The following is a 23,210-nucleotide window of genomic DNA, read 5'->3' on the forward strand; positions in this document are numbered from 1 at the left end:
ATAATTAATAGCTACTTAAAATTAAGTAGCTATTTAAATTATAACTATTTTGTTCCAAATAGTCTATCTCCTGCATCACCTAATCCAGGAACGATGTATCCATGATCGTTTAATTTCTCATCAATACATGCCACATATATATCAACATCTGGATGAGCCTTTTGTACAAACTCTATTCCTTCTGGTGAAGAAATTAAACACATAAGTCTTATTTGCTTAGCTCCTCTTTTCTTTAAAAGAGTTATAGCATCTGCAGCTGAACCACCTGTAGCTAACATTGGATCAACAACTATTACATCTCTTTCAGCTATGTCTTGTGGTAACTTACAGAAATATTCTACAGGTTGAAGAGTTTCTTCATCTCTGTATAATCCTATATGACCTACTTTTGCTGCTGGGATAAGTTGTAGCATACCATCTACCATACCTAATCCTGCTCTTAATATTGGAACTATAGCAACTTTTTTACCAGATAAAACTTTACATTTAGTTTTGCAAACTGGAGTTTCTATTTCTATTTCTTCCATAGGAAGATTTCTTGTTACCTCATAAGCCATAAGCATAGAAACTTCACTTACTAGTTCTCTAAAATCCTTAGACCCTGTATTTTTATCTCTTATAAACGCTAACTTATGTAATATAAGTGGATGTGTTATTTCTGTTACTTTACTCATTGTATCTTCCTCCTAAAATTTATATAAAAATATTTTTATCAAATTATTTTAAATACTTTTCTTCAATAGATGTTATTTTATCTATTCTATTTTGGTGTCTTCCACCTTCAAATTCTGAATTTAAGAAAGTATCAACTATATCTAAAGCTAATCCTGGTCCTACAACTCTCTCACCCATAGCTAGAATATTTGCATTGTTATGTTGTCTTGTTGCATGAGCACTAAATGTATCAGAACATAATGCTGCTCTTATTCCTGGCACTTTATTTGCTGCTATAGATATTCCTATACCAGTTCCGCAGATTAATATACCATATTCAAATTCTTTTTTAGCTACAGCTTCTGCAACCTGTATAGATATATCAGGGTAATCACAAGAATCTGTGCTGTATGTACCAAAATCTTTTACCTCAATACCTTTTTCTTCTAAATGTTTTATCACTGTGTTTTTTAAATTAAATCCACCATGATCGCAACCAATTGCTATTTTCATTTCATTAACCTCCATTATACCTGTTTGTTTTAATATATTATTTTAAAAAAAGTGCTTTTTCAATGACTAATAACACTACTTAATTTAAAAAATTAAATAGTAAGTCAAATAAAAAAGCACTTTTTTTTATTAACTGGAAGAACACTAAATAAAGATATTAAACTTTCAAAAAAAACAAATATAGAATTTTTAAAAAATATAAATTCAAAACAGTTCCTTTTTCTCAAAAGTTTCATTTTTATCTAGCTCCTTCCATATATATTCTTAAACTATTGTTATGTCAAATCCACAGGATTTTTTTAATCTATTCATTATGGCTACGCCTAAATCTTTTTCCTCAAAGGCCTCAGTTATTATAACATCTACCCCTAAGTCATCAAAAGCTCTAAGCATTTCAAATAAATTTTTTGTTACAGAAGTTAAGTCTTCTCTAGTTCCTAATGATTTTACTATTCCTTCATTGTACATAGAAATTGTTTCATCAGTTGCCATAATTCCGACCTTTAAATCTTCATCTATGTAATTATGCACTATTTCTTTAATTTTTTCAACCATTTTATTTATTGGACCTTGAACCATTCTAACTTTTGCCTTTGGTGCATAATGTTTATACTTCATTCCAGGTGCCTTAGGTTTTGTATCTTTATCTAAAGTAGTTAATATAGCTTTATCTATATATACTCCTTCATCTATGTCCTTTAACATCTCTAAAGTTATGCCTCCAGGTCTTAAAACGCATAAATGTTCACCAGTTGCATCTACTATAGTTGATTCTACTCCTATTTCACTTTTTTTAGCTCCTATTATAAAATCAACTCTTCCATTTAAATCTTCCTCACATCTTTCTATATCTGTAGGACTTGGTCTTCCTGATATATTAGCTGATGGTGCCGCTATTGGAACTCCTGATAGTTCTATTAGCTTTAAGGCTATTTCATCATTTGGCATTCTAACTCCAACTGTATCTAAACCTGCTGATGTAACATCTGAAACTATATCTTTTTTCTTTAATATTATTGTTAAAGGACCTGGCCAAAATTTATCCATTAACTCCTGTGCATATTTAGGTATTTCAGCAACATATTTATCTATATCTTTTTTATCAGCTATATGTATTATTAAAGGATTATCCTGCGGTCTTCCCTTTGCCACAAAAATCTTTTTAACAGCTTCTCCATCTAAAGCATTTGCGCCTAATCCATAAACTGTTTCAGTAGGAAATGCCCCAATACCACCATTTTTTATTATTTCAGCGGCTTCCTCTAAATATTTTATATCTTTATCTATATCTTTTATGAATTGTACTTTTGTTTTCATAAAACAATATCACCTTCATCTTTTATAAATTCTTCTGACCTCTTGCGATCTTTATATTTTCAATACTATCATTTGTATAAGTTGCTGTAACACAATTTTTATAAATGTCATCTAAAAGTTTAAATTTCTTTAAAGCCCCTCTTTTTATTATTATATAATACCATTGTGTTTCCTTGTTTAATTTAATCATCTTATTATAATCCTTGCTTAGTCCAGGATGAACTTTACAAAAGTACTCTCCTACTTGCTTTCCAAATTTACCTTTTCTTCCTTTGTTAGTAAAGACAATTATAATTTTCATATCTTCAAGTTCATTTTCTGTATGAACTAAACCTACTCTATCGCAGTATATATACTTATATTTAGATAACACATTAGGTTTTATTCTTAGAATTCCATTTTCACAAGTATATTCTAATCTTATATTATTAAAATTTTTAATCATAACAATAACTATAAAAATTTCTAAAAAGATCAAATATACTATAAGAAAATCCTTATAAACTTCAAAAAAACAAACCAAAAGAGGTAATAATATTAGAAGTATTACCATAACAAACATGAATCTTTTATATGATTTTTTTTGTTTTTTTATAGCTTTATCTATATCCATAATTATATTCCTCTTTAATTACCATTTTAAAACTATGTATTTTTAAAGCCTTACATTATTCATGTAAGGCTTTGTATATTAAAATTCAGTATTACCCATTGCTTTCATCTTTTGAGCTTGATCTTCAGTAATTAGAGCATTTAATATTTCGTCTATGTCACCTTCTAAGAAACTATCTAATTTGTATAAAGTCATGTTTATTCTGTGATCAGTTACTCTTCCTTGTGGATAGTTGTAAGTTCTTATTCTTTCACTTCTATCTCCAGTACCAACCTGACTCTTTCTATCTTCAGCAATACCAGCTAATCTTTCAGCTTCAGCTTGCTCGAATAATCTTGCTCTTAATACTTTCATAGCTTTTTCTTTATTTTTAAGCTGTGATTTTTCATCCTGACATGAAACAACTAATCCTGAAGGTAAGTGAGTTATTCTTACAGCTGAATCAGTTGTGTTAACGCACTGACCACCATTACCTGATGCTCTAAATACGTCTATTTTAATATCTTTATCGTTTATTTCGATTTCTACATCATCAACTTCTGGTAAAACAGCTACTGTAGCAGTTGAAGTATGTATTCTTCCTGAACTTTCTGTATCAGGAACCCTTTGAACTCTGTGTGCTCCACTCTCATATTTAAGTTTTGAATAAGCACCTGCTCCTTTTATCATGAATACAACCTCTTTGAAACCTCCAATATCAGTTTCATTTGCACTCATAAGTTCAACTTTCCATCTATTCTTTTCAGCGTATTTAGTGTACATTCTGAAAAGATTAGCTGCAAATAGTGCTGCTTCATCTCCACCAGCACCACCTCTGATTTCAACAAATACGTTTTTATCATCATTAGGATCTTTTGGTAGTAAAAGAATTTGTATTTCGTCCTCTAATTCTTTTTTTCTTTCTGTTAAGTCCTTGATTTCAGAGTTTATCATTTCTCTCATTTCTTGATCACTTTCTTCTGAAAGCATCTCTTTGTTAGCTTCTAATTCTTCTGTCGCTTCTTTGTACTCTTTGTACTTATTAACTATAACTTCTAAGTCAGCGTGTTCCTTACAAAGCTTTCTCCACTCTTTTTGGTTAGCCATTATTGAAGGATCACTAATCTTAACTGAAAGTTCATCATATTTATTTTCAATAAAATTTAATCTATCAAGTATCATCTATTATCACTCCGTATACAGATTTTCATATTTTACAATTATAGCACACTACTATGCTATCTTTCAAGGCTTACTCTTCCTATAACACATCTATCTAAACCAGCTAAATCTTTTATGACCTTAACATCGTAGTATCCTTTTTCAATCATAAGATTTTTAACATCCTCACCTTGATCATGTCCTATTTCAAAAGCTAATATACCATTTTCTTTTAATACTTCTAAAGATTCATTAATAATTCTTCTATAGAATATTAAACCATCTTCTCCCCCATCTAAAGCTAAATGCGGCTCATAATCCTTAACATCTTCCATTAAAGTATTTATGACTTCCGTTCTTATATATGGTGGATTAGAAACTAGAATATCATACTTATTTCCTTTTTTAATGACTTCACTTAAAAGATCACTCTTAATAAAGCCACATCTTTTTGATAATTCTAATTCTCTTATATTTTTTCTTGTAACTTTTTCTGGTATATCATCTATATCTACTAAATCTACAACAATATTTTTTCTATAATTAGCTAAAGATAAGCCTATAGCTCCACTTCCACAACATAAATCACATACATTAATTTCTGCATCTTCATCTATATTGTTTAATACTTCCTCTACAATTATTTCAGTATCTCCTCTTGGAATTAAAACTCCTTCTTCTACATAAAAATCTAATCCCATGAATTCACAAGTTCCTAAAATATATTGCATAGGCATTTTTAATTTTCTTTTTTCTAATAAATTTAAGAAATGTATTTCATCTGACTTTTTAACTTCTTCACTTTTATTTGTTATAAGCCATATTTTATCTTTTTCTAAAACTTTTCCTAATAATAATTGAGTATCTAATATATATGTATCTATACCCACTTCTTTTAAAATTTCATTTCCTAAATTTAATAATTCTCCAACTTTTTTATTTGGTTCTTTCAATCCTTCAGCCCTCCTTAAAGAAGCTATCGCTACTTCAATTTGTGAATCATCAGGCTCCCTTGTAGTCAATTTTTGCAATTGTAATCCTGGCGCTGCTATTATCTTTGCAAAATTTCCTTGAGATTTGCCAAGCCATCTTATAAGTTCATAAGTTATTCCTGATATTACTGGTAACATTGCCACTCTTATAGCCGTTCTCTGAGCAACTGAATCCCATTTAGTAAAGGAAAATATAAATATACTTACAATAGCAACTAAAAACAGAAAGTTTGTTCCACATCTAGGATGAAATCTAGGATATTTTCTTACATTTTCAACTGTAAGTTCATCTTCATTCTCATAACAGAATATAGTCTTATGTTCTGCTCCATGATATTGAAATACTCTTTCTATATCATCTACTTTTCCCATTAAATACATGTATCCTAAAAGCATACCAATACTTATGACTCCTTCAATAGCACTTAAACTCCAATCTGGCAGATTAAGTTTTTTAAGTAAAAAAGTAATTCCAGTTGGTATTGCTACAAATAAAATTATGGCAAATACAAAGGAAAGCATAATTGTAAGTGTCATTATTACATTATTAGCTTTTTCACCAAATTTATTATTTAACCAATCTTCAAATTTAGATGGTTCTGTATCATCAAAAAAACTTGCTGAATAATTTAATGATTTTAATCCTACAATTAAAGACTCTATAAGAGTTACAAATCCTCTTATAAAAGGTAGCCCTAAAATTTTATTTTTCTTTGTATATGGTATAGTCTTTTCAAAAGAAACCTCTATATCTCCCTCTGGAGTTCTAACTGCTGTAGCTGTTCCTTTTGATCCCCTCATCATAACGCCTTCTAATACTGCTTGACCGCCTACTTGGCATTTTCTCATAATTTGAACCCTATCCTTTCATTAACTACTTATCAGAATCCTTACCATATTTATAATTAAAATAACATTGTCCACATAGTGATTGATATTCTACATTGTCAACTAAATCTATAGCCACTTGTTCTCCTTCAAATGTGAACTTTCCATTTATCATTCTTCCATTTAATATAGCTTTTCTTCCACATCTACATATAGTTTTCATTTCTTCTATACTATGTGCTAATAATAAAAGTCTTTCACTTCCTTCAAACCCATTCATTTGGAAGTCTGTTCTTAATCCGTAACAAATTACTGGTATTCCCTTACCAACTGCAATTTCAAATAATTCATCTATGTGATGAGCTTTTAAAAATTGAACTTCATCAACTATTATACAATCTATTTTTCTTCCTTTTTCAAGTCTATCTTCAATTGTTTCTATAATATTCTCATCATTATCTATTAAAATATCTACAACTCTCTCAACGCCTAGTCTTGAAACAACCTTATCTCCACCTTTTTTATCAGTAGATGGTTTAATTATGATAACTTCCATACCTCTTTCCTCATAGTTATGTGCTACTTGCATAAGGTGTGTAGATTTACCTGAATTCATAGCTCCGTATCTAAAATATAATTTGCTCATTTTAACTTTAAACTCCTTATCCTTTTATAATATTCTAAATATGATTATAACTTAAATAAGAAAGCTTTTAAACTATTGACGATTAAATATCCCCATGATATACTTGTTAATAGTTGTTTAGCAACATTTTTTTATTTTTGAAAGAGGTGAATTACATGAGACAAGGCATACATCCAGAATACCATCACGATACAGTGGTTAAGTGTGCATGTGGAAACACTTTCACAACTGGTTCAGTTAAACCAGAACTTAAAGTTGAAATATGCTCTAAGTGCCACCCATTCTTCACAGGAAAACAAAAAATCGTTGATGTTGGCGGAAGAGTTGATAAATTCAACAAGAGATTTAATCTTAATAAATAATTTCTTTATGGGAAAGACTCAAATCTTTCCCATTTTTGTTTATAAGGCATATTTTTCAAATAAAGTTTGTTTTTGCAAATAGATTTTTAGTAAAAGTGAGTGGATATGATGAAAAAAGTTCTTATTTTAAGTACATCTACTGGTTATGGTCATAATCAAGCAGCTAACTCTTTAATGGAACTTATAAAGAATGATGATACAGAAATTCTTGTACACGATTTTCTTAAGGAGAACCGTTTCTTTGATAGATCAATAGTAAATGGATACGATTTATGTGCAAGTTCCCTAGGAACTCTTTATGGTCTACTTTACAAAATTAGTAATATAAAATTTATAAATAATTTAGTTAGTTTTTTATTTTTGCCAGTTGCAAATAAATTAGCTAAATTTATTCATAGTTTTAATCCAGATTTAATAATTACAACCCATCCTTTAGCAGTAAGTATTCTTTCTTATTTAAAGAAAAGACAAATTATAAAAGTACCAGTTATTTCTGTTGTTACTGATTTTAAATGTCATTATACTTATGTTTCTAAAATAATTGATCATTACATAGTTGCTTGTGATTTTACAAAAGAAAATCTAGCCTCAAAGGGAATACCTAAAGAAAGAATATCTCCTTTTGGTATACCTGTAAAGCAAGATTTTTATAAAGAAGATTACCATAACTATGTAGAAAATATTATCCAATCACCATTAAATATTCTTTTAATGGGAGGCGGTATGGGGTTAGATAACATATCTAAAGTATTAAAAACCCTAATTAAAAATGAGAACCCTTTAAATTTAACTATTGTTTGTGGAAACAATGCTGAGTTAAAGAAAGAATTATGTAAAGAATATAGACATATAGAGGGGAATAAAAATTTAAACATTTTAGGATACACAACTGAAATACCTAAGATAATGAAAAGTTCGGATTTAATTATTACAAAACCTGGTGGACTAACTACTACAGAATCACTTTTAAGTCATTTACCAATGATAATTCCATTTATAATTCCAGGTCAAGAAAGTGAAAATAGAGAATTTTTATCTAAAAGTAATTGTGCAATTACTATCAACCACTTGGAAGAATTAAATAAGGTAATTAATGATTTAAATAAAGATAATAATAAATTAATTAATATGAGAAAAAGTATTTTAGATGTGTTAAGTTCTTATTCTCCAGAAGGGACAATTAAACTTTGCACTAAGATGCTAAATGATTCTTATAATAAAAGAAGATATTAAAGTTTATATACTTTAATATCTTCTTTTGTTTTAAAAACTTATTTAATTTTCTAAATTGCTTTTTAAAACAACTTGTAAAAACTCTTTATTATTTTTTGTTTTTGATAATAAATTTATAAGCTTTTCAGCTACATCCTCTATATTATTTTCCTTTTGTAATACTCTTCTTATTTTATATGAAGCTTCTCTTTCTTCTTCATTAAATAATAAATCTTCTTTTCTAGTACCAGATTTATAAATATCTATAGCTGGGAATATTCTTCTCTCTTGAAGCTTTCTATCTAAGTGTACCTCCATATTTCCAGTACCCTTAAACTCTTCAAAAATCATATCATCCATTCTACTTCCTGTATCAACTAAAGAAGTTGCTAAAATTGTTAAACTTCCGCCCTCTTCTAAATTTCTAGCTGCTCCAAAGAATTTCTTAGGCATTATAAGTGCCCCTGGATCTAGTCCCCCTGATAAAGTTCTTCCAGATGGAGTAACTGTTAAGTTATAGGCTCTTGATAATCTTGTTAAAGAATCCATTAAGATAACTACATCTCTTCCTTGTTCAACCATTCTTTTAGCTCTTTCTAATACTATACTTGAAACTTTAGCATGGTTTTGTGGTTCTTCATCAAAAGTTGAATAGATTACTTCTCCATCTATACTTCTCTTCATATCCGTTACTTCTTCTGGTCTTTCATCTATTAAAAGCACTATAAGTTTAACTTCTGGATTATTCTTTGATATGTTTTGAGCTATTCTTTTTAAAAGAGTTGTTTTTCCAGCCTTAGGTGGTGCAACTATCATACCCCTTTGTCCCTTACCTATTGGACAAATTATATCCATAAGTCTTGAACTTAAATCTCTTCCATTTTCAGTCTCAAGTCTTAATCTCTCTTTTGGATATATTGGTGTTAACTCTTCAAATTTCTTTCTTCCAACTGCTTTTTCAGGACTTTCACCATTTACTCTCTCTACATAAAGTAAAGCTTTAAACTTTTCTCCATCCTTTGGTATTCTAACTTTACCTTGAACTTCATCTCCAGTTCTTAATCCAAATCTTCTTATTTGTGATGGAGAAACATATATATCATCTTCACTTGTTAAATAATTTCTACATCTTAAAAAACCAAAATTATTATTATCTAGTATTTCAAGTATTCCCTTAGCAGAGTCTGATGAACTTATCATATCCTTTAATTGCTCTTTTTTTCCTTCATCATTTGAATTATTATAATTACTATTATTGTTATTATAATTATTGCTATTTCTAACTACTCTTTCACCAGAAAAACTTTCTTTATTTCCACTTTGCTCTTTTTGAGATATTTTTTCTCTTAAAATAACACCGTCTTTATGTATTACTTTAGTGTTGCTATTTTGTTTATTAAATTCAGCTTTTAATTCCTCAATTAATTCACTTTTTTTCTTTTTACTTATATTTTTTATTCCTAATTCTTTAGCCTGCTCTTTTAGCTGAACTAAAGTCATATTTTCATATTGTTCTATATTCAATTTAAGCACCTCCTGCTTTTTTAATTAGTGGAATAAGGTAAAGAAAAGTTGTTTTAGATTGCCTTAAGACTTTTATATATAGAAACTTTCGAATATCCTATTTAAAAATGTATAAATTTCTTATGTTAAATATTTATATTATTATCATATCACATAAAATCTAATCTATATATAGTATATTTTTATAAGATTTTATTTCTAATATTATTAAATAAAAAAGGACACCTAACATTTAAGTTAGATATCCTTAATATTTCTAAAATTATTTATTGTTTAATGCAGCACCAACAAATCCTACGAATAATGGGTGAGGTCTGTTTGGTCTTGATTTTAACTCTGGATGATATTGAACTGCTACGAACCAAGGATGATCCTTAACTTCTACACACTCAACTAATCTTCCATCTGGTGAAGTACCAGCTATAGTTAATCCGCTTTCTATTAATTGAGTTCTGTATTCATTGTTGAACTCATATCTATGTCTATGTCTTTCGTAGATTAAATCTGAAGCATAAACATCCTTACAGAATGTATTGTCTTCTAATTTACATGGATATAATCCTAATCTCATTGTTCCACCTAAATCCTCAACATCTTTTTGCTCAGGCATTAAGTCGATTACTGGGAATGGAGTTTCTGGATTTAACTCTGATGAATGAGCTCCTTCTAATCCTAATACGTTTCTAGCGTATTCTATAACAGCACATTGCATTCCTAAGCATATTCCTAAGAATGGTTTCTTGTTTTCTCTAGCCCATCTTATAGCTTCGATTTTTCCTTCTACTCCTCTGTCTCCGAATCCACCTGGAACTAGAACTCCATCTACTCCACTTAATAATTCATCAACATTTTCTTTAGTTACATCCTCAGCATTTATCCACTCTATTTCAACATTAGTGTCATTGCTTAATCCACCATGATTTAAAGCTTCAACTACTGATATGTATGCATCATGTAACTCAACATATTTACCAACTAAAGCAATCTTAGTTGTATGAGTTAAGTGAGTTATTCTATGAACCATGTCTATCCATTCAGCATTATCTATGTCTCTGCATCCAAGACCTAATTTTTCACAAACTAATCTATCTAATCCTTCTTTGTGTAACATTAGAGGAACAGCGTATAAATGCTCTGCATCTAAGTTTTGAATAACTTCGCTTGCATCTATATTACAGAATAATCCGATTTTCTTTTTGATATCTTCTGATAATTCTTTTTCTGATCTACAAACTATTATGTCTGGTTGAATTCCTATACTTCTTAACTCTTTAACTGAGTGTTGAGTTGGTTTTGTTTTTAACTCACCAGCTTTTCCTAAGTAAGGTACTAATGTAACATGTATGAAACAAACATTTTCTTTACCTACATCATATTTGATTTGTCTTATAGCTTCTAAGAAAGGTAATGATTCGATATCACCTATTGTTCCACCGATCTCAGTGATTACTACATCTACATCTCTTTCTTTTCCTACTCTATGTACTCTATCTTTTATAGCATTAGTTATGTGAGGTATAACTTGTACAGTACCTCCTAAGTATTCACCTTTTCTCTCTTTTGATATTACTGACCAGTAAACTCTACCTGAAGTAACATTTGAGTTTTGAGTTAAGTTTTCATCTATGAATCTTTCATAGTGACCTAAGTCTAAGTCTGTTTCAGCACCATCATCAGTTACGAAAACTTCTCCATGTTGGTATGGGCTCATTGTACCTGGGTCAATGTTTAGGTATGGATCAAACTTTTGAATACTTACACTTAATCCTCTATTTTTTAATAATCTTCCTAATGAAGCAGCTGTTATTCCTTTTCCTAATGAAGAAACAACTCCACCTGTTACAAATACGTACTTAGTATTTTTGCTCATATCTTTTCCTCCTAATATAAATTTATGCTTGACATCGTTCTTTATTTCATTTATAATGATAATTACCTCATTTAGAATGGGTTTTTTATTGCTTGTTTTAATAACATAGTAGATATTCTATCAAAAGTTAATGTAGAAGTCTAGTACTTTTTTTGTGTTTTTTTAATTTTTTATTTATAGAACGTTTACTATTTATATTTTACTCACATTTAATAAAATTAATTATTAATATTTGAATTTATAAGTTGAAATCTTTCAACTTTTTTTATTTTAAAAATAAATAACTTATAAAAATAAGGCTACACCTTTTGGTATAGCCTTATTTTTTATTTAAAGATTAATCTTCTACTTTTATTTTCATATCAAGATTTGTTTTTATAGGTTCTTGTCCACCAGCTATTAGATGATATTTTATAGAGATGTTTCCTCCCTTTTCATTAACATCTAAATCTAACTCTTTTGTTGATGTCTTAAGCTCTAACATTCCATAAGGAGTATTATAAAGAGCTACTTGTGTATTATCTTTTTGGAATTCCATCTTTGTACTAGTTGTTCCTTCTCTATGTAATACAACTTTATCACCTTTTATTTTTAGAGTTGTTTTTGTTCCTTCCATTCCTGATATTTCAGTTTCATCATAAGTAGCTATAAATTCATCTCCATTAATAGAAAATTCTCCAACAGTTACAACTTCTATTTTTTCTTTTTCTCCAATATCTTGAGTGCTACATATTGATATTATAGCTTTTTTACTCATAATAATATCCTTTCTAAATCAATTATTGATTTATCATATATTTTTTAAGTTCTTCATCTTTAAATGGAGTTATTGTTATTGTATTAATCTCTCCATTTTTCTCATAATTTATTTCAACAGCATCGCTATCTTTTTCTTTGCAATATCTTCCGCATATTCTAGCAGCAGTTTCTAAATCTTCTTTATTAAATTCTCCTCTTAATATAACAGGAGCCCCAGTAGAATTTTTAGATGTTACTAAAATATCATCTTCTCTTTTAAACTTAACTATTTCTTTCCACTCTTCACCATTTCTAGCTACTATAACTTTATTTTTTGGTGATATTCTCATATGTCTACCATACTTAAGAACTTCAATTTCATCCTTAGCTACTGTTTCTTGATTATCAAGTAAATCACTTAATCTTATTGCATATCCAGGCTCTGTTAATTTACATCCCCCTGCTGGTGATGGATAATCAACTATATTCCACTTTTCAGCAAGCTCCATTTGAGCCTTTCTACTTCTACCTGATATTTTTAATAATTTTTCTCTATCTACTAAGCCATTTAACTCCATCTCTGTAGGCTCTAAGTTTAAAGCACATAATGGTCTTAAGATTTTTTCACTAAATCCTGATTCTTTTTTAACAGTATTTAATGCTTGTCTATTTTGAGACATTGGTCTTTGGTTTAAAACTTCACCAGTTATTATAAAGTCAGCGTCAAACTTTTTTAATAATTCTCCTGAATATCTCATCATCATTGCATGACAATCTATACATGGGTTCATATTTTTTCCCCTACCATGTTTAGGGTCCTTAACCATTTCAAAATGTTCTTCTGAAAAATCTACTACCTCTAAAGGCATATCTATTTGTTTACACATTCTCTTTGCATTCTCTTCATTAAAGAAATAAGATTTAAAACAGATTCCTATTACCTCTATTCCTTGATCCTTTATTAACTTTGCAGCTAATATACTATCTAATCCACCTGAAACCATGGCTAATGCTCTAGTCATATTTTTTCCTCCTAAAAATCACTTTATTATCATATGTTAATTCTTTTATTTAAATAAATCAATTACCTTAAATTCAAAATTTACGTTATTTTCCTTTTTATTAACACTCTTAAATTCTTCTTCTGATAATACATCCTTCATCTTTTTCTCTGTTTCATCATAGGCAACTTGTCCCTTAGTAACATCTATGAAGCATAAAGGCGGAAACATAACACACCACCAATTTTGACCTTTTCCTTCGCCAATTAGTATTCTATAAGCCTCATATTCTCCTTGTGGTAAAACTATATTGCCATATTCTTTAACAGGAAAATTTTCTCTTGTTAATGTTGTTTCAACAGTATAATCAAATCCCTGTGATTTAATATAATCTTCAGCTATTTTTATAATGTTTTTATCTTCTCTTTTTAATATTTCTCTAGACTCCTCTAAACTTTGTGATTCATTTAATATAGGTGAAATATATTTTAATACCTCATCTTTAACTCTAAGTTTTAAGTCTTGATCTATATCACTATCACTATTGGCTAAAACATGAAATCTTATTAACTTTTCACTTATATCTTCAACAATATTTTCCTCTGTAACACCTAAAGCTTGTCTAGTATTTAAAGAACTTCCTACTATAAATAAACATATAACTCCTAAAAATAAAACTGATAATATTTTTTTCATAACAAACACCCCCTGATACCTTGATTATTACCAAGGAGTATTTTTTATATACAATAAAAAAATATTTTTTTATAAATTATTGCTATTTATAGTTCTTGTTATATATACATCTGAATATTTATATTTTCCTTTTAAAAATTCAAAAGCTCTCTGAGCTGTTAGCATATCATCAAAAAAAGCAAATACAGTAGGTCCACTTCCACTCATCATTGCACCTAATGCTCCACTTTTTCTCATGTCTTCTTTTATATTTTTTAATATAGTATGCTTCTTTAGAGTTACATTTTCTAAAACATTTTTCATATTTTTTGATACATAATCTAAATCATCATTTTCCATAGCTTGAATTAAGCCTTCTATATTAACATGTTTTCTTATCTTATTTATATCTAAATTTGTATAAACTTCTTTAGTAGATACCCCAAAATTAGGTTTTAATACAACTAATATTTTATTTTCAAAAGGTTTTAAAGGTGTTATAATCTCTCCAATTCCTTCACATAAAGCAGTTCCACCTTCAATACAATATGGAACATCTGCTCCTATTTTTAGTCCTATTTCTTTTAACACTTCTAAACTAGCATTTACATTAAAAAGCTTATTCATTATAACTAAAACTGCCGCCGCATTAGTACTTCCACCAGCCATACCTGCAGCTACAGGTATATTCTTCTTAATATTAATTTTTACACCATCTTTTATATTAAATTCATCTCTAAATAACACTGCCGCTTTGTATGCTAAGTTTCTTTCATCTGTAGGGACATAATGCTTATTACAAGAAATGCTTATATTACTATCATTACTTTTCTCTATATCTATAACGTCATACAAATCTACTGTTTGCATTATCATTCTTAATAAATGATAGTTATCTTCTCTTTTTCCAATAGCATCTAAGGCTATATTTATTTTTGCATAAGCCTTCATTTTCATATAATCACCCTTCTTACATTAATTAAAGCTAAATATAATTATATTATTTTCTTCTAAAAACATAAAGAGTTAATTAAAATAAAGAGAAATCTTCTAAATTACCTACTAGAAGATTTCTCTTTTAAATTATTTTTACTATATGCTAGCACTTTTTAAATCTTTTGTGCCCTTATTTTTAAATTCATTTATTATATCATATAGAGATTCGTAATCTTCAAAAAACATTATAATAGTTTCACCTTTTTTAGCTAACTTTAAAGTTTCTCTAAGTGCTTCTTCCTCTGACAATATGATTTTTACATTTAAATCTTTTCTATTTGATGATAATACACCTTCGTTTATTATACTAGCAACCTCACCTTTATCTTTTCCTCTTAAGTCTTTATCCTCTTTTATTACTATGGAATCAAAAAAGTCTCCACTTATTCTACCAACTTCTTTCATAGTATTTAAATCTCTATCTCCAGGAACCCCTATTATTCCAGTTATATTTTTTAAACCAAGATTTTTAAGAGAGTCTATAACCACCTTGTATCCATCAATATTATGACCATAATCTAATATTACATTTACACCATTAACGTCAAACATATTAAACCTTCCTCTGTTGTCTTCTTCACAAGATTTAAACTGTTTTAGACCTTTAGATATGATGCAATAATCAACTTCTATTCCAACTAAGGCTGCACAAGCTGCCATAGCATTTTCTATATTATGCTTTAGTTTACCATTCATAGTAAACTTCATTTCCTCTGCGGAAGCTATTTTATATTCTTTACCTCTATTTTTTACATATATAGTTTCATCCCTATAAAATACAATAGGATTTCCCTGTTTTAAATTTTCCTGTAGGTATTTATTATTTTCATTCATTGAAAATAATATTTTAGGCTTTTTAATCCTATCTAAAACTTTTAAGCTCCATTCATCATCAGCATTTATAACTGAATATCCATTATCTTTTACAGCTTCACCAACTAAGGATTTTACAAAAGACAAATCTTCCATATCATTTATTCCATCTATTCCTAAATGATCCTCTCTTATGTTAGTTATTACTCCTACATCTGCTAAATCATAAGCTAATCCTCTTCTTACTAAGCCACCTCTTGCACTTTCTAAAACAGCTACATCAACCTCTGGATTTAATAATACAGACCTTGCACTATCATATCCTGTATCATCACCTTTATGTATATATTTGTTACCTATTTTAACTCCAGAAGTTGTTGTACATCCTACATTAAACCCAATTAAATTTAAAATATAAGATATTAATCTTACTGTAGTAGTTTTCCCATTGGTTCCTGTAACTGAAATAATAGGAATATTAGAATAATTCTCTTTAAACATATTATCTAAAATTTTTCTTCCTACATTTCTTTCTTTGCCTATAGTAGGAAAATGATGCATTCTTATTCCTGGTGCAGCATTAACTTCTAAGATTATTCCATCATTTTCATATAGAGGTTCTGCTATCGATTTTGCACAAATATCTATACCACATATATCTAAACCAATAGTTTTAGCTGCTCTTTCACAAATTTCAATATTTTCTTTACATATTAAGTCAGTATAGTCCTCAGCACTTCCACCTGTAGAAAGATTTGCATTTCCTCTTAAGGTAACTTTTTCTCCATACTCTAAAACTGAATCTAAGGAATATCCTAGCTTGCTTAATCTATTTATTAATTCTTCATCTATTTTAACCTTTGTTAAAGGTTTTTCATGCCCTTCTCCTCTTAGCGGATTAGCATTCATAGCTTCTATTAAATCTCTAATAGTTCTTACTCCATCACCTGTTATATATGGTGGTTTTCTTAAAGAAACTGCTACTACCTTATAATCCACTAACATTACTCTGTAGTCATTTCCAACCTTATATTCTTCTATCATTATTTCTTTACATTCTTTTGTGATTTCAGCATAGGCTCTTAAAAGTTCTTTTTCACTATTTATATTTACAAAAACTCCATTACCCTTGCTTCCCCATTGTGGTTTTAATACTACAGGATACCCAATTCTATTAACCACTTCAAGAAGATGTATTGTGTTAAATACCTTTTCTCCTCTGGCAACAGGCAAGTTCTGTATATCTAAAAGTTCTTTTGTAAGCATTTTATCACAGGCTATATCTATAGCAATTCCCTTTGTATTATTGCCAATAGTGGCACTAAACTTCTTTCCTGCTTTTCCATAACCTATTTGGTATAAATTTTCGTTTCCTACTGTAATTATAGGAAGACCAACTTCTTTAGCCGCATCACATATAGCCTTTGTTGATGGCCCTATGCTCTCTTCCATAATAACTCTCTTTATTATTTCTATTCTTTCATCAAAGTTAATATCTTTTTTCTTTATTATTGAATTTATGAGATCTATGGCTAATTCAGCTATTAATATTGCTGTTCTTTTTAATTTATATTCAAATATTATGTAATAAAAATCATCCTTTATTTCTCTTGCTTTTCCATATTTTATATCTATACCTAGTTTATTATGTATTCCTATAATTGTATGTTCACAAACATGAGCTAAGTATGTTCCCTCTTTTAAGCGTTGAACAAATCCACCTTCTATGTCTATTCCACATCTATGAGTATATAACTCTGGAACATAACTTAATAACCTTTCATTGAATCCATCAATATCTTTAGTAGGAGTTTCACAATATCCCTCTAAATCAACATCTAATCTAATACATTTTCTATGTGAATATATGTTTCTTCCCTCAAAGATACGTTGATTATTTATCTTCATTTTTATTTCTTTCCTCCTCAAAAGGCACCCTAGTTGATAAATTCATTTTTTTGCCTGCTGTTAATACATGTAACTTTATATTAAATATACTAAATACCTCATCTTGTCTTTTCTCAGATACATTTGTATATTCAATATTTCTTCCATCTACAAAATAAACTGCTCCACTACCAATTACAGTTAATTCATCATCATTAATTACTATAGCAGTATCTTCATCTATACCAATTCCTAAAACTTCAGGATTTTGGCACACTCCTGATAATAATCTACCTATCCTTCCTCTTTGAGCAAAGTGTTGATCTATAAGAGTATTTTTAATTAAACCTAATCCTGCAGACATATTTAGTGTACTCTTTTTAGGTGACTCCTCTTCTTCTCCACCAACTATCATAACATCACTCATAACAGAAGCCCCTGCTGATGTTCCTACAAAGTAACATCCCTCATTACTTCTTTTTTGTAATGTATCATAAAGAGGAGTTCCCCCAATTAAACTAGTTATTCTAAGCTGATCTCCTCCAGTAAAAAATATTACTGAAGCCTCATTTACTAAAGAAATATTATTTTCATCAAAAGCTTCTTCTCTTTCTATGACACGAAGCTCTTTGATTTCTCTTATTCCCATACTTGAAAATATATTTTTATACTGTTCTATGACTATATTAGGTGATTCTGTAGCTATGGTTGCAATCAACATAATTCCTTCAGATTCTTTAAATTTATCTGCTACAAAATTTAATATAATCTTTTCCCCTTTTTTATCTTCTGCTCCACCTATTATTATTAAATTTTTTTTACTACTACTTTTCAAATTATTCACCTCAAATCATGCATTTCTTATTTTTGCCATAAAATTTATATTTATTCATAAAAAAGAGTTTTACGACATAATATCGTAAAACTCTTTTTTTTATAAAACTGCTCTTCCTGGAATCATAATTTTATCGCCAGCATATATAGAATCTGGATCTTCTATATCATTTAATTTAACTAAAGTATCTATTGTTGTCTTGTATTTTTTTGCTAAATTCCACAAAGTATCACCTTTTTGAATTGTGTATATAGTAATGGATGCTTTCTTTTCAACAGTGTCATCATTTTGTTCAATATCTTTAACATATTCTTTATCAAAAACATCTGAACATTTAGCATAAAAATATACTACTGCTTTAACTGCTAAGCTATTTCCTTCTATACTACATTGTAAATCTTCTAAATTAGCCTTAGTATCAAAAGTCATACCAGACTGAGAATTTGGCATATCTAAAGCAACTTCAAAAGGAATTTCTCCACTTACTTTATTAAGTCCCTTTTCCTCATCAGTTGTCTTGTATATTGATTCAACAGATAAATTACCTTTTATAACAACCTTTTGATCCATAAAATAGCTTTCCATATCTACTATTTTACCTTTGCAATCAACGGTTTGAGTGGCATCTAATCCATTTTTCCCTAAGTCTATATTTCCTTTTATTACTGATTCATTTGAATTTTCACTAACAGCCATATTAATCTTGCAAACTTCCTTTAAAGGCATTACATTTTGCGTTGGTGAATATAAATCTTCAACTGTTTCTGCAAATTCTAATTTTGATATTGCAACATTTGCATCAACAGATAAATTAATATCTATTATTCTACTTTCTCCTAAATCATTTTGAGAAATCTTCACATCATGACCTTTGATTTCGAAGTATCCATTACAATTCATATCTGAATTTACACCTACAACCTCTTCATCATTAGATAAATATAAATCCTCTTCTAAAGCTACAACCTCTCTAGAATCATAAGCTCTATAAAGAACATTAATTTTAGCCAAGCAAGATGCTTGTACTTTATCTTCTCCTAATTTTATCTCTTGTCTATGAAGCATATATCCACATTTTATTATTTTTCCTATTTGAGGTTTATCCATACCTACGTTTATAGGTAATTGTCCACTCATTGAACAAACCATATTTGTAATATTCTTCTCTATACTCTCTGGTTTTCTCTTTATTTGTAAATCTCCTAAACCATCTAATTCTTTAACAACATCTATTTTTTCTTCTTTATAAACCCTATACTTGGTTCTTAGTTTTCCTTCTACTCTTATCTTTCTTTCATTGATTATGTTCGCATCGATATGTTCTAAATCACATTCCATATCACACATCATACTATGTTCAGCCCCAGCTATATCAATAAAGCTAGAATTTTTTTCTTTATAAATAACGCTATTTATCCCTAAACCTTCTTCTTCCCTAGCTAAGTACATAATATTACACTCAACTTCATATTCTAATAATACTCTATCACTTTGAACTTCTCTGTTAAGCACATATACTTTAGTATCAACTGAAAGTACATCATGAACATCCGGTTGAGTATCTGGTATTAAGTATTCTTCTCTAAAAGGTATATCTAAAGAGTTTTCACTTAAGACCTTCTCAAACCCAAGACTTTCTTTAATAATATCTAAATTAACCAAATGTATCCCTCCTAAATAATCTAATACTATAATATATATGTATGATAATTAATTTATGATAATTCTTCTTATTGATACTTTATTTATTTTTTTATTGAAACCCATATTTTATAAACGTTTACATAACTTTTTAAAGTAAAATTAAAAATTTTTTATCTTTTTTCGACATTTTTTTATTTAAAGTGTTGACATACTAAAAAATATGTCGTATTATAAAGATGGTTATTGACCATATAACCTCTCATAAATTCTCAATACCCTTTTATACCATAGTTGAAAGATGGAAACCCACCATCTTTCTTTTTTTTGTTAAATAAATAAAACAAAAAAGTTAGCTAATTTAATTAGCTAACTTTTTTATTTAACCAACAAAATCTAGTTGAACCGTTTTTGTAAGTACATCTGAATAACTGTATGTCACTTTCCTTTGGGTGTCTTTTTGTAATCTAACTACAAAAATACTTGGGTGAACACTTTCTAGTATTCCTTCATTTTCCAAAATCTTTTTTCTTCCACCATTAGCTCTTAGCTTAACTTTCTCACCTACGTGATCTTCTATGCTTTTTCTGATGGAATTCAATGTAAGTCTGGTACTCATTTTAACACCCTCTTTCTATTATACATTATACACTAAAGGGGATGTTTTTTCAATAAATAAATAATTTTACTATATAAGTCCATGTCTTGTCAACAAAAATATACTATATTTAAACTAAAACATCCAATTATATTATTAACTTAAATGTCTTATTTTATTCTATTAATTTAAATATAGGGATTTTGGATAACCTTCCCTATATTTTCCTCTAGTTTGTAATCCACCAACTCCCTTTATTCCAGTTATTGTGTTTTCTATAACATCTTTTATTGAAACAATCTCATCTATTCTTGTATATGCAACTCTTTCACATACTAAAACTGGATCTAAACAATGTATAAGTACTCTATTAGGTGAACTTGCAAAATTAGCACCTGCTTCTAAAATACTTTCATAACAAGATTGGCAAGCCCCAGCAAAAATAACAAGCTCATCATAACTTGAATTATAATTTCTTAAAATTTTTACAGATTCAATAAAATACTTTGAGTTTCTATAATTATTTAAATCAAGCATTCCCTTTGAATCTTTAAGAACCCCATCATGGCCAGTTAATACAACTATATCTGGATTATATTCCTTAACTAAAGATAAAATTTTTAAAGGTTGTTCTCTTTCAGATACTGCTATTCCTACAGCATTTAAGTTTAATTGCTTGTACGCCTTTAAGCAGGTTTCCATATATGATGGATCTCCATCTATATGAAGTATTCTCCCAGGTCTTCCAAATACCAACCCTTTTTCTTTTTCTGTCCTTTTTAAATTATCCTCTTCACTTCCTCTTGTCATTAATTGATTATTTTTCTGTTCTCTACTTAAAATTACTTTTTTAATAATATCATTCATTTTAGAATCAAAGGATTTATCTTTATCTCCAGCAAAGTCATCCTCAACTTTTTCTAAATCCTCTCCCTTAGAGTCAGCTATTATCCTTATATGAAGTCCCTTTAAAATATAAGTTATTCCCTCCCCATTCTCTTTAATATCTATAATTTTAAAAGTTATATCCTTACTATATGATTTTCTTACTACTAAATCTCCAACTTTCATATACCTTCTCCTAACTTATATAGTCCTATTATCATAATATGAAGATTTATTTGTAAGTGTGATGAAGCCATCTCCTCATGTAATTTATTGTTTTTTTATTTAAATTAAAAAATATCTATTAAAAATTTAATAAAATTAATATTAAAATTAACTATAAAGCAAAATAAAAAATGGTGCCTAATTAGTAGGCACCTAAAATATAATTATCCAACTTGGTTATATTTACTTTTAAATTCTTCAATAAATTTCATATAACTTTCTTTCTCATTAATTATGTTGTTTATTTTATTTATAAAGATATTTTGTCCCCACATAACTTCATTGTAATAGTATCTATTTGCAAGTCTCCAATATCTTTGAGGGAATAACAAGTATGCATATAATACCTCATATTCTTCTTCTCTTAATGGACTTACTGTATTATAAGAATCTATTATGGCCTCTGCATATTCAATATTCCAGTCAACTCTTTTTAAAACCTTCTTCATGAAGTTAGCTATGTCATATGTTCTTATTTCTCTTTTACAATAATCAAAGTCTATTATATATACTTCATTATCATCTCCAATTATTATATTGTGATAAGTATAATCATGATGACAAAATACTTTCTCAGCCTCTGCTTCCTCACATAAACTTAAATACTTTGAATTATTTAATATTTTTGTGGCTCTTATTGCTAACTCCTTATAAAAATCAACATTTTTTATATAAATAATGTCAAAATCTTTTTTTAAATTTTTCTTTCTAGCCATTCCTCTCATTTTTTCTAAGGCTTTGCCTCTCTTCTCCATAAGATATGGCCATCTTCCTAAGTCACTTTTTAATTTTGAGTTTTCTGGTGGATCATATCCCTTGCTGGCTTCATGTAATTCAGCTAACTTTTTAGCAGCTAATTTAACCTCTTCTATGTTAGTGAAATCACACTCTCTTCCCTTTATCCAATTTGAAAGAGTATATAAATCCTCATTTACTAGAGCATACGGTTCACCCTCAATATTTAAGAAATATCTATCTATATGTTCAAATCCATTTTTAGCTAAATGCTCCTTTGCTCCATAAACGAAAAGAAGTTTTTGAGTTCCATAGTTTATCCTTTTTAAACACCTGTCACCCTTATTACTCTTTAAATAATATACACCCTTATTAGGTTTTAATTTTTCTATTTTAATATCAAATTGTCTTTCTATTTCAAACTCTCTCATCATATCTATTCACCCCCTACCATATTTATATGTAACAACCTCTTGTTTTATTAACATTTTATTCCATATATAAATATAA

Annotated in this window: 21 protein-coding genes; 2 read left to right on the forward strand and 19 right to left on the reverse strand. The window is 28.6% G+C overall.

Features of this window, described 5'->3' with window-relative positions; genetic code table 11:
* Positions 1–44: 44 nt before the first annotated feature.
* The 7 genes from upp to QP548_RS14740 all read right to left on the reverse strand — a co-directional run bounded on the left by upp (position 45) and on the right by QP548_RS14740 (position 6,703).
* Positions 45–674, reverse strand: coding sequence for a uracil phosphoribosyltransferase (gene upp, locus QP548_RS14710; protein ID WP_061429108.1), 630 nt, complete (start codon positions 672–674; stop codon positions 45–47).
* A 43-nt stretch (positions 675–717) separates the two neighbouring features.
* A complete protein-coding gene (gene rpiB / locus QP548_RS14715; RefSeq protein ID WP_061429109.1) occupies positions 718–1,167 on the reverse strand; it encodes a ribose 5-phosphate isomerase B in 450 nt (149 codons plus the stop codon).
* A gap of 264 nt (positions 1,168–1,431) precedes the next feature.
* Complete coding sequence (locus QP548_RS14720; protein ID WP_003457388.1) at positions 1,432–2,484, reverse strand: L-threonylcarbamoyladenylate synthase; 1,053 nt, start codon at positions 2,482–2,484, stop codon at positions 1,432–1,434.
* Between the two features lie 22 nt (positions 2,485–2,506).
* On the reverse strand, positions 2,507–3,097 hold the full coding sequence (locus QP548_RS14725) for a hypothetical protein (protein WP_003452379.1): 591 nt from the start codon (positions 3,095–3,097) through the stop codon (positions 2,507–2,509).
* A 78-nt stretch (positions 3,098–3,175) separates the two neighbouring features.
* Positions 3,176–4,258 (reverse strand): peptide chain release factor 1, encoded by a 1,083-nt coding sequence (prfA, locus tag QP548_RS14730; RefSeq protein WP_003452315.1) that lies wholly within the window; start codon positions 4,256–4,258, stop codon positions 3,176–3,178.
* A 56-nt stretch (positions 4,259–4,314) separates the two neighbouring features.
* Positions 4,315–6,078 (reverse strand): peptide chain release factor N(5)-glutamine methyltransferase, encoded by a 1,764-nt coding sequence (gene prmC, locus QP548_RS14735; RefSeq protein ID WP_061429110.1) that lies wholly within the window; start codon positions 6,076–6,078, stop codon positions 4,315–4,317.
* Positions 6,079–6,103: 25 nt separating this feature from the next.
* Positions 6,104–6,703, reverse strand: coding sequence for a thymidine kinase (locus tag QP548_RS14740; RefSeq protein WP_061429111.1), 600 nt, complete (start codon positions 6,701–6,703; stop codon positions 6,104–6,106).
* Positions 6,704–6,858: 155 nt separating this feature from the next.
* Between QP548_RS14740 and rpmE the strand changes: the two genes are divergently transcribed.
* Positions 6,859–7,065: a 50S ribosomal protein L31 gene (gene rpmE, locus QP548_RS14745; RefSeq protein ID WP_003452406.1), complete on the forward strand. Its 207-nt coding sequence runs from the start codon at positions 6,859–6,861 to the stop codon at positions 7,063–7,065.
* A 108-nt stretch (positions 7,066–7,173) separates the two neighbouring features.
* Positions 7,174–8,298: an MGDG synthase family glycosyltransferase gene (locus tag QP548_RS14750; protein ID WP_061429112.1), complete on the forward strand. Its 1,125-nt coding sequence runs from the start codon at positions 7,174–7,176 to the stop codon at positions 8,296–8,298.
* Between the two features lie 42 nt (positions 8,299–8,340).
* Here the strand turns inward: QP548_RS14750 and rho are convergent, their stop codons facing one another.
* From rho to QP548_RS14810, 12 genes are all read right to left on the reverse strand, one after another.
* Positions 8,341–9,801 carry a transcription termination factor Rho gene (gene rho, locus QP548_RS14755; protein WP_061429113.1) on the reverse strand — a complete coding sequence of 487 codons (1,461 nt, stop codon included), beginning with the start codon at positions 9,799–9,801 and terminating at the stop codon, positions 8,341–8,343.
* A gap of 262 nt (positions 9,802–10,063) precedes the next feature.
* A complete protein-coding gene (locus QP548_RS14760; RefSeq protein WP_003452392.1) occupies positions 10,064–11,671 on the reverse strand; it encodes a CTP synthase in 1,608 nt (535 codons plus the stop codon).
* Between the two features lie 337 nt (positions 11,672–12,008).
* On the reverse strand, positions 12,009–12,428 hold the full coding sequence (locus QP548_RS14765) for a DUF1934 domain-containing protein (protein WP_003452275.1): 420 nt from the start codon (positions 12,426–12,428) through the stop codon (positions 12,009–12,011).
* Positions 12,429–12,450: 22 nt separating this feature from the next.
* Entirely contained in the window at positions 12,451–13,431 is a 981-nt protein-coding gene (locus QP548_RS14770) for a queuosine synthesis (protein ID WP_061429114.1), read from the reverse strand.
* Between the two features lie 45 nt (positions 13,432–13,476).
* A complete protein-coding gene (gene spoIIR, locus QP548_RS14775; RefSeq protein ID WP_003470853.1) occupies positions 13,477–14,106 on the reverse strand; it encodes a stage II sporulation protein R in 630 nt (209 codons plus the stop codon).
* A 69-nt stretch (positions 14,107–14,175) separates the two neighbouring features.
* Positions 14,176–15,042: a 4-(cytidine 5'-diphospho)-2-C-methyl-D-erythritol kinase gene (gene ispE, locus QP548_RS14780; RefSeq protein ID WP_003471015.1), complete on the reverse strand. Its 867-nt coding sequence runs from the start codon at positions 15,040–15,042 to the stop codon at positions 14,176–14,178.
* 135 nt (positions 15,043–15,177) lie between these two features.
* Complete coding sequence (gene cphA / locus QP548_RS14785; RefSeq protein ID WP_061429115.1) at positions 15,178–17,802, reverse strand: cyanophycin synthetase; 2,625 nt, start codon at positions 17,800–17,802, stop codon at positions 15,178–15,180.
* The gene (locus QP548_RS14790) at positions 17,789–18,616 is read right to left on the reverse strand and encodes a cyanophycinase (protein ID WP_003452400.1); all 828 of its coding nucleotides are present in this window, start codon (positions 18,614–18,616) and stop codon (positions 17,789–17,791) included. Before QP548_RS14790 ends, cphA begins: the two co-directional genes overlap by 14 nt.
* Before the next feature lie 99 nt (positions 18,617–18,715).
* Positions 18,716–20,278: a DUF3794 and LysM peptidoglycan-binding domain-containing protein gene (locus tag QP548_RS14795; RefSeq protein WP_061429116.1), complete on the reverse strand. Its 1,563-nt coding sequence runs from the start codon at positions 20,276–20,278 to the stop codon at positions 18,716–18,718.
* A 361-nt stretch (positions 20,279–20,639) separates the two neighbouring features.
* Positions 20,640–20,876 (reverse strand): Veg family protein, encoded by a 237-nt coding sequence (locus tag QP548_RS14800; protein WP_003462688.1) that lies wholly within the window; start codon positions 20,874–20,876, stop codon positions 20,640–20,642.
* 162 nt (positions 20,877–21,038) lie between these two features.
* Entirely contained in the window at positions 21,039–21,926 is an 888-nt protein-coding gene (yabG, locus tag QP548_RS14805; RefSeq protein WP_061429117.1) for a sporulation peptidase YabG, read from the reverse strand.
* 203 nt (positions 21,927–22,129) lie between these two features.
* Positions 22,130–23,134: a CotS family spore coat protein gene (locus QP548_RS14810; protein WP_061429118.1), complete on the reverse strand. Its 1,005-nt coding sequence runs from the start codon at positions 23,132–23,134 to the stop codon at positions 22,130–22,132.
* Positions 23,135–23,210: the final 76 nt, after the last annotated feature.

The organism is Clostridium sp. UMB9555A (assembly GCF_030222355.1).
In the GTDB taxonomy this organism is placed as follows: Bacteria; Bacillota; Clostridia; order Clostridiales; family Clostridiaceae; genus Sarcina; species Sarcina perfringens.

Excerpts from the sequence above, each read along its gene's own strand:
- upp (WP_061429108.1), bottom strand. The coding sequence starts at position 674 with ATGAGTAAAGTAACAGAAATAACACATCCACTTATATTACATAAGTTA.
- rpiB (WP_061429109.1), bottom strand. The coding sequence starts at position 1,167 with ATGAAAATAGCAATTGGTTGCGATCATGGTGGATTTAATTTAAAAAAC.
- QP548_RS14720 (WP_003457388.1), bottom strand. The coding sequence starts at position 2,484 with ATGAAAACAAAAGTACAATTCATAAAAGATATAGATAAAGATATAAAA.
- QP548_RS14725 (WP_003452379.1), bottom strand. The coding sequence starts at position 3,097 with ATGGATATAGATAAAGCTATAAAAAAACAAAAAAAATCATATAAAAGA.
- prfA (WP_003452315.1), bottom strand. The coding sequence starts at position 4,258 with ATGATACTTGATAGATTAAATTTTATTGAAAATAAATATGATGAACTT.
- prmC (WP_061429110.1), bottom strand. The coding sequence starts at position 6,078 with ATGAGAAAATGCCAAGTAGGCGGTCAAGCAGTATTAGAAGGCGTTATG.
- QP548_RS14740 (WP_061429111.1), bottom strand. The coding sequence starts at position 6,703 with ATGAGCAAATTATATTTTAGATACGGAGCTATGAATTCAGGTAAATCT.
- rpmE (WP_003452406.1), top strand. The coding sequence starts at position 6,859 with ATGAGACAAGGCATACATCCAGAATACCATCACGATACAGTGGTTAAG.
- QP548_RS14750 (WP_061429112.1), top strand. The coding sequence starts at position 7,174 with ATGAAAAAAGTTCTTATTTTAAGTACATCTACTGGTTATGGTCATAAT.
- QP548_RS14760 (WP_003452392.1), bottom strand. The coding sequence starts at position 11,671 with ATGAGCAAAAATACTAAGTACGTATTTGTAACAGGTGGAGTTGTTTCT.
- QP548_RS14765 (WP_003452275.1), bottom strand. The coding sequence starts at position 12,428 with ATGAGTAAAAAAGCTATAATATCAATATGTAGCACTCAAGATATTGGA.
- QP548_RS14770 (WP_061429114.1), bottom strand. The coding sequence starts at position 13,431 with ATGACTAGAGCATTAGCCATGGTTTCAGGTGGATTAGATAGTATATTA.
- spoIIR (WP_003470853.1), bottom strand. The coding sequence starts at position 14,106 with ATGAAAAAAATATTATCAGTTTTATTTTTAGGAGTTATATGTTTATTT.
- ispE (WP_003471015.1), bottom strand. The coding sequence starts at position 15,042 with ATGAAAATGAAGGCTTATGCAAAAATAAATATAGCCTTAGATGCTATT.
- cphA (WP_061429115.1), bottom strand. The coding sequence starts at position 17,802 with ATGAAGATAAATAATCAACGTATCTTTGAGGGAAGAAACATATATTCA.
- QP548_RS14800 (WP_003462688.1), bottom strand. The coding sequence starts at position 20,876 with ATGAGTACCAGACTTACATTGAATTCCATCAGAAAAAGCATAGAAGAT.
- yabG (WP_061429117.1), bottom strand. The coding sequence starts at position 21,926 with ATGAAAGTTGGAGATTTAGTAGTAAGAAAATCATATAGTAAGGATATA.
- QP548_RS14810 (WP_061429118.1), bottom strand. The coding sequence starts at position 23,134 with ATGATGAGAGAGTTTGAAATAGAAAGACAATTTGATATTAAAATAGAA.